The sequence below is a fragment of the Neisseria sp. N95_16 genome, assembly GCF_002551535.2.
GTDB lineage: Bacteria > Pseudomonadota > Gammaproteobacteria > Burkholderiales > Neisseriaceae > Neisseria > Neisseria brasiliensis.
Window position 1 is genome coordinate 1 of the sequence record NZ_PDBT02000105.1, and the last position, 5,747, is coordinate 5,747.

Annotated in this window: 6 protein-coding genes and 2 tRNA genes; 3 read left to right on the forward strand and 5 right to left on the reverse strand. The window is 48.5% G+C overall.

Translation table 11 applies throughout. The features are described 5' to 3' along the window. Nucleotides 1-211 (forward strand): IS30 family transposase (locus tag CRG49_RS13410; RefSeq protein WP_198515146.1); only part of this gene is annotated, 211 nt, incomplete at its 5' end. A 118-nt stretch (nt 212-329) separates the two neighbouring features. Here CRG49_RS13410 and CRG49_RS12020 read toward each other — a convergent pair. Beyond that, nucleotides 330-1,055 carry a YebC/PmpR family DNA-binding transcriptional regulator gene (locus CRG49_RS12020; protein WP_095502841.1) on the reverse strand — a complete coding sequence of 242 codons (726 nt, stop codon included), beginning with the start codon at nt 1,053-1,055 and terminating at the stop codon, nt 330-332. A 413-nt stretch (nt 1,056-1,468) separates the two neighbouring features. Here CRG49_RS12020 and CRG49_RS12025 point away from each other — a divergent pair, with 413 nt between their 5' ends. After that, the gene (locus tag CRG49_RS12025; protein ID WP_095502842.1) at nt 1,469-2,896 is read left to right on the forward strand and encodes a sodium:alanine symporter family protein; all 1,428 of its coding nucleotides are present in this window, start codon (nt 1,469-1,471) and stop codon (nt 2,894-2,896) included. Between the two features lie 65 nt (nt 2,897-2,961). Here CRG49_RS12025 and CRG49_RS12030 read toward each other — a convergent pair whose 3' ends face one another. The 4 genes from CRG49_RS12030 to CRG49_RS12045 all read right to left on the reverse strand — a co-directional run bounded on the left by CRG49_RS12030 (nt 2,962) and on the right by CRG49_RS12045 (nt 5,433). After that, nucleotides 2,962-3,588, reverse strand: a complete 627-nt coding sequence (locus CRG49_RS12030; RefSeq protein ID WP_095502843.1) for a hemolysin III family protein — start codon at nt 3,586-3,588, stop codon at nt 2,962-2,964. Nucleotides 3,589-3,769: 181 nt separating this feature from the next. Further along, a tRNA-Glu gene (locus CRG49_RS12035) sits at nt 3,770-3,844 on the reverse strand. Between the two features lie 20 nt (nt 3,845-3,864). Further along, nucleotides 3,865-3,941, reverse strand: a tRNA-Arg gene (locus CRG49_RS12040). A 133-nt stretch (nt 3,942-4,074) separates the two neighbouring features. Further along, nucleotides 4,075-5,433 (reverse strand): deoxyguanosinetriphosphate triphosphohydrolase, encoded by a 1,359-nt coding sequence (locus CRG49_RS12045; protein WP_195714670.1) that lies wholly within the window; start codon nt 5,431-5,433, stop codon nt 4,075-4,077. Nucleotides 5,434-5,576: 143 nt separating this feature from the next. On the opposite strand from CRG49_RS12045, the gene CRG49_RS14085 reads away from it, so the two are divergent. Then, nucleotides 5,577-5,747: helix-turn-helix domain-containing protein (locus CRG49_RS14085; RefSeq protein ID WP_157807888.1), on the forward strand; the 171-nt coding region annotated here is incomplete at its 3' end.

Sequence of the window (5,747 nt, forward strand, 5' to 3'; positions counted from 1 at the left end):
CTGCCGTCCATACCATTCTTGGGAAAAAGGCTTGGTGGAGAATACCAACGGGCTGATCAGACAATACTTCCCAAAGGGGACGGATTTTAGGAAACTGGGTGCTAAAAAGATTAAAGCGGTTGAGGAGGCCCTTAACCGCCGACCGAGAAAGACATTGGACTATGAGACACCGGGTGATCTGTTTTCAGCAGCCCTTGCCAATGGCATTTGAGCGTTGCACTTGAAATGCGAATGTAAGGCCGTCTGAAATTTTTTCAGACGGCCTATCCAATAAAAAAGCAGACTGATTTCAGTCTGCTTTTTTTCTCATGCTTACTGCCCAACAGAATTTATTCCAAATCCAATACGGCTGAAGTGTAAACGTTTTGCACGTCGTCCAAGCTTTCCAGCGCGTCGAGCAGCTTTTGCATTTTCACAGCATCTTCGCCGGTCAACACAGTTTCATTTTGCGCACGCATAGTGACGTCACCATCTACTGGCGTGAAGCCGGCTTCTTCCAATGCGGCTTTCACGCCCGCCCAGTCGTTTGGCGCGGTAATGACTTCAATCATGCCTTCTTCATCGACAATCACGTCTTCCGCACCCGCTTCCAAAGCGGCTTCCATCAAAGCATCTTCGTCGGCATCGGCAAAAACCAAATAGCCTTGGTGCTCAAAGTTAAACGCCACGCAGCCGTCGGTGCCCAGATTGCCGCCGTTTTTGGTGAACGCATGGCGCACATCGGCCACGGTGCGGGTTTTGTTATCGGTCATGCAGTCAACCATCAAAGCCGCGCCGCCGATGCCGTAGCCTTCGTAGCGCAATTCGATGTATTCCACGCCTTCCAAATTGCCGGTACCTTTGTCAATCGCGCGTTGCACATTGTCTTTCGGCATGTTGGCATCCCATGCTTTGTCCATGGCCAAACGCAAGCGCGGATTGGCTGCCGGATCACCGCCGCCCAATTTGGCCGCAACGGTGATTTCTTTAATCAATTTGGTAAAAATTTTGCCGCGCTGCGCATCAACACGCGCTTTTTTGTGCTGGATATTCGCCCACTTACTATGGCCTGCCATGTGGATTCCTTTCGATTTTTTGCGTTTGATAACCGATTAAAGTAAGCATGGATTTGTGCCATTCTTATTTTAATCAATCACACCCACGCAAGAGCCATTTTGTTCTGAAAAACGCATATTTTATCATAAGTTTTTTACCGCCGAAAACTTTCAGACGGCCTGTCTCTTGGCTTGGTTTAAATCAATTTAATGTTAAATTTCGTTATATCCATTCAGTTTTTGTATTCTCTTGAACCAAGATTAGGCGTATGATGCCAAAAATGTTTCTTTATTAAAGAACGCATAAAGAGCATTCGGATAATCTCTTACTCAACCAACGGCCTGCTCGCCCGAGGTGATCAAATGGGATTAAAGCGGAGTAGTTGCCGCTGTGTGCCGCACGTTGATTAACTTTTTATTTTTCGAGGTTTATTATGGAAGCAACATTGTCTGCGCTGGTGGGCGCGGTCAATAAAGTGCTGTGGGATTACCTGCTGATGTATGCCTTAATCGGCATCGGCTTGTTTTTCACGGTGTATTTGGGTGTACCGCAGCTTACTAAGCTCGGCGCGGGTTTCAAGTCGGTTTTCGGCGGTTTGTTCAGCAAAAAAGACGGCGCCGATAAAGACCAAAAATCGCTGTCTCAATTTCAAGCCTTGGCTGTCGCCATTTCTGCCCAAATCGGCACGGGTAACGTGGCCGGTGTCGCCACCGCGCTGACCGCCGGTGGCCCAGGCGCAATTTTCTGGATGTGGCTGTCGGCTTTGTTCGGCATGTCGACGATTTTTTCCGAAGCGATTTTGGCACAAAAATACCGCGTTATCAGCCACGGCAAATACATCGGCGGCCCCGCGTTTTATATTACCCATGGCTTAACCCCAAAAATCGGCCGCCCTGCCGCCCGCTTTTTATCCGGCTTCTTCTCCATCGCCATCATCATTGCCTTGGGCTTTATCGGTAACGCCACGCAAGCGAACTCGATCGCTTCGGCGGTGACTGTGGCATTTGATGTGCCGGCATTGGCGGTGGGTATTGTGTTGGCGGTGTTAGCCGGTTTGATTGTGATCGGCGGCGTCAACCGCATTGCCAATGTGGCACAGTTTGTGGTGCCGTTTATGGCGGTGATTTACATTGTGTGCGCGGTGGTGATTTTGTTTAAATTCTCCACCCATATCGGCCCGATGATTCAGCATATTTTTGTAGCTGCTTTCGACCCGAGCGCGGTTTTAGGTGGTGCGGCCGGTATCGGTATGCGTGAAGCCATCCGTTACGGCGTAGCACGCGGTTTGTTCTCCAATGAAGCCGGTATGGGTTCGACTCCGCACGCCCATGCTACCGCCAATGTGAAACACCCTGTACAGCAAGGCATGGCAGCATTTGTCGGCGTATTTATTGACACCTTATTGGTCTGCACCGCTACTGCGCTGATTATTCTGCTCACCGATGCCAATACTTTAGGTTTGAAAGGCGCGGCGGTAACCCAGCAAGCCTTTATCATTGCATTCGGCGATTTCGGGGGCCAACTGCTGGCCGTGTGCCTGACTTTCTTTGCCTTTACCACCATCATCGGCTGGTATTATTTTGGTGAATCCAATATCCGCTTTTTGTTCCGTGGCAAACATTTGGGCTTTTACCGCACGCTGGTTTTAATTGCGATTGTGTTAGGCACCTTGGGCAAAGTGGATTTGGTATGGGATTTGTCGGATATGTTTAACGGCTTTATGGTGATTCCCAACTTAATCGCCCTCTTCCTGATGCGCAAAGAAATCCGCGCGGTGTACGACGATTATTTGGTACAAACCAAAGCCGGCAAACCATTGTCTTACCAATACGAATTCCATGAATTCCACGACAAGCAATAGCCAAACAAAAACCTCTCCGTATTAAACGGAGAGGTTTTTTAATTTTCATAGAGGCCGTCTGAAACTTATAAAACATAAAAATAAATACAAATAAACTGCGCCAGGCTGCCTGCCATCACAAACAAATGCCAAATACCGTGGCCATATTTGATTTTGGTGTCATTTACAAACCAATAAATGCCGACGCTGTATAACACACCGCCCAAGGCCAGCCAAAACAACCCAGCTGCCGACAAGCTCTTCGCCAACGGATACATCGCCACCAAAATCAGCCAGCCCATCACCACATAAATAATCATCGACAACAAACGTTTTTCACTCTTACGCCCAATGGTCAATTCCTGAATGATACCGAATAAGGCCAATCCCCACGACACGCCAAACAGCGACCAGCCCCAACCGCCCTTCAGCGTCACCAACGTAAACGGCGTGTAGCTGCCTGCAATCAGCAGATAAATCATGCAATGATCTACCTTTTGCAATACTGCTTTCACTCTCGGCTGCGGAATGCTGTGATACAGCGTCGAGCCCAAATACAACAGCAGTAAGCACACGCCATAAGTAATCGCGCTGGCAAGTTTGTAAGGATCAAAATCCTCAACCGCCTTCACAATCAGCAACACCATACCGGTCAACGCCAGCAGCGCGCCGACCAAATGGCTATACGCATTAAAACGCTCACCTTGATACATAAGCTTTATTTCTCATCATGGATGACAGCCAACAGTGTACGCCGATTCCTTGAATAAAAGGCCGTCTGAAAGATAAAAATAAGTTAACCGCTCTTTTTTATCAAATGAATGATATTTAAATAAATCATTTAAGAATAAAACAAAAGCCTTACTGAATCCAGTAAGGCTTTTGTTAAGTATGTGGCACGCCCACGGGGAATCGAACCCCGGTTACCGCCGTGAAAGGGCGATGTCCTAACCGCTAGACGATGGGCGCGGAATAAAGGATTTTCTTAATGGCGCACCCGGAGCGATTCGAACGCCCGACCCTCTGGTTCGTAGCCAGATACTCTATCCAACTGAGCTACGGGTGCATCCTCATCACTTCGCTGTTGCGCTGTGAATCAAGAAGACCGAATAATAAAGAATTTACTGAATCCTGTCTAGTATATTTTCCATTATTTTTTGAGATTTTCAATAAACAATTGAAATAAAATTAAATAAATTTTAACGCAACATGCCTAGGCCGGATAAATCTTGCGCCATCTTGGCCGCAGCATTGTCAGTCATGCCGCCGACAAAATCCAAAATCTTCATGTAGGCTTGGTAAAGTGTGTCATTTTCGGTGATGGGGTCATCGTTTTTGAGCAATTCCAACACCAAAGATTGGCGCGAATCAACATGTTTGTGCACCAGATACGCATAAGCCGCCGGCACCAGCAAATCCAGAATAGAGCCCAAGCACGGGAATGTGGCAATTTCGGTAATAAGCTTGGTGTGATGTCGGAAAATGCGTGTTCGCGCCAAATCTTTGGCTTTCTCAAGCGTATTTTGTACTTCAGGGCTGCACAAAGCGATTAAGTCTTTGCCTTTGAATTCGCCGTTGAGCAAGTCGGATTGGTGTTTCATAAAGGTTTGCGCGACATCATCAATTGCCCGCCCGATGGCAATGCCGCGTAGCATGGCGCAACGCTGGCGACTGGATTGGGCATACCATGTGCTTTCAGCAAAGGTCAGCTCGGATAATATGCTTTCGACTTCGGTATCGCTGAGCAAATCCAGCTCAACCGCATCTTCTAAGTCCAACAAGGCGTAGCAAATATCATCGGCGGCTTCCATCAGATAAGACAGCGGATGACGCGCCCAATGGTTTTCGCCCAATTGCAGCAAGCCCAATTCTTCGGCAACACATTGAATAAACGGCAACTCGGTTTGGTAAATATTGAATTTCTTTCTGCCGTTGGGATGCAACGTCGTCCACGGATATTTCAGCAAAGCGCCGATGGTCGCCGCCGTCAGTCGCATACCGCCGCGATTGCGGTACATTTCCAACGTCGCCAAAATGCGCAAACTGTGGGCATTACCTTCATAGGTTTGCACATCATTGCGCTCAATTTCGCTCAAGCCTTGCAGATAGCGGCTGTGTTGCGGATTACGAAACCAATCACGCAGCGCGTCTTCGCCGGTGTGGCCAAACGGCGGATTGCCCAAATCATGCGCCAAACATGCAACCTGCACCACCGCGCCGATATCACTCGGGGTATTACCCAAAGGCAAAAACTCACCGGCTTGCAACATCATGCCGACACGGTTACCCAAGCTTCTGCCGACGCTGGCCACTTCCACGCTGTGGGTTAAACGATTGTGGGTCAAATCGTGCTCGGCAAAGGGATGAACTTGGGTTTTGCGCCCCAAGCGGCGGAACGAGCCGGAAAACACCACGCGGTCGTAATCGATGTGAAAATCGGTGCGCAAAGCATCCATGCCTTCTTGTGTGGACGGCGTTACCGTCGGCACAATGCCGCCATCTTTCACGCGAAAGCGTTGGGTGGACAATAAATCCTGCCAGTTCATTTTTGCCTGCATGAGTAAGGTTCCGTATCAGTTTGAATGATTTGACTATACAATAAATTGAGGCCCTTACATTCGCCTAACAAGTGCAATTTCCAATAACAGAAAAGGCCAGTATGCGGTAGTATACTGCCTTTCCTGACAAGAAAGATTGCAATATGGCCTACACACAACTGACCTCACACCAAAGATACTACATTTCCAGACATTACCGCAACCTACCCCTAAACCAAATCGCACAGAACATCGGTTGTCATCCCGCCACCGTCAGTCGGGAAATCAGACGGCATTCCGTCAACGGAACCTACTGTTACCGAAAAGCACAACAG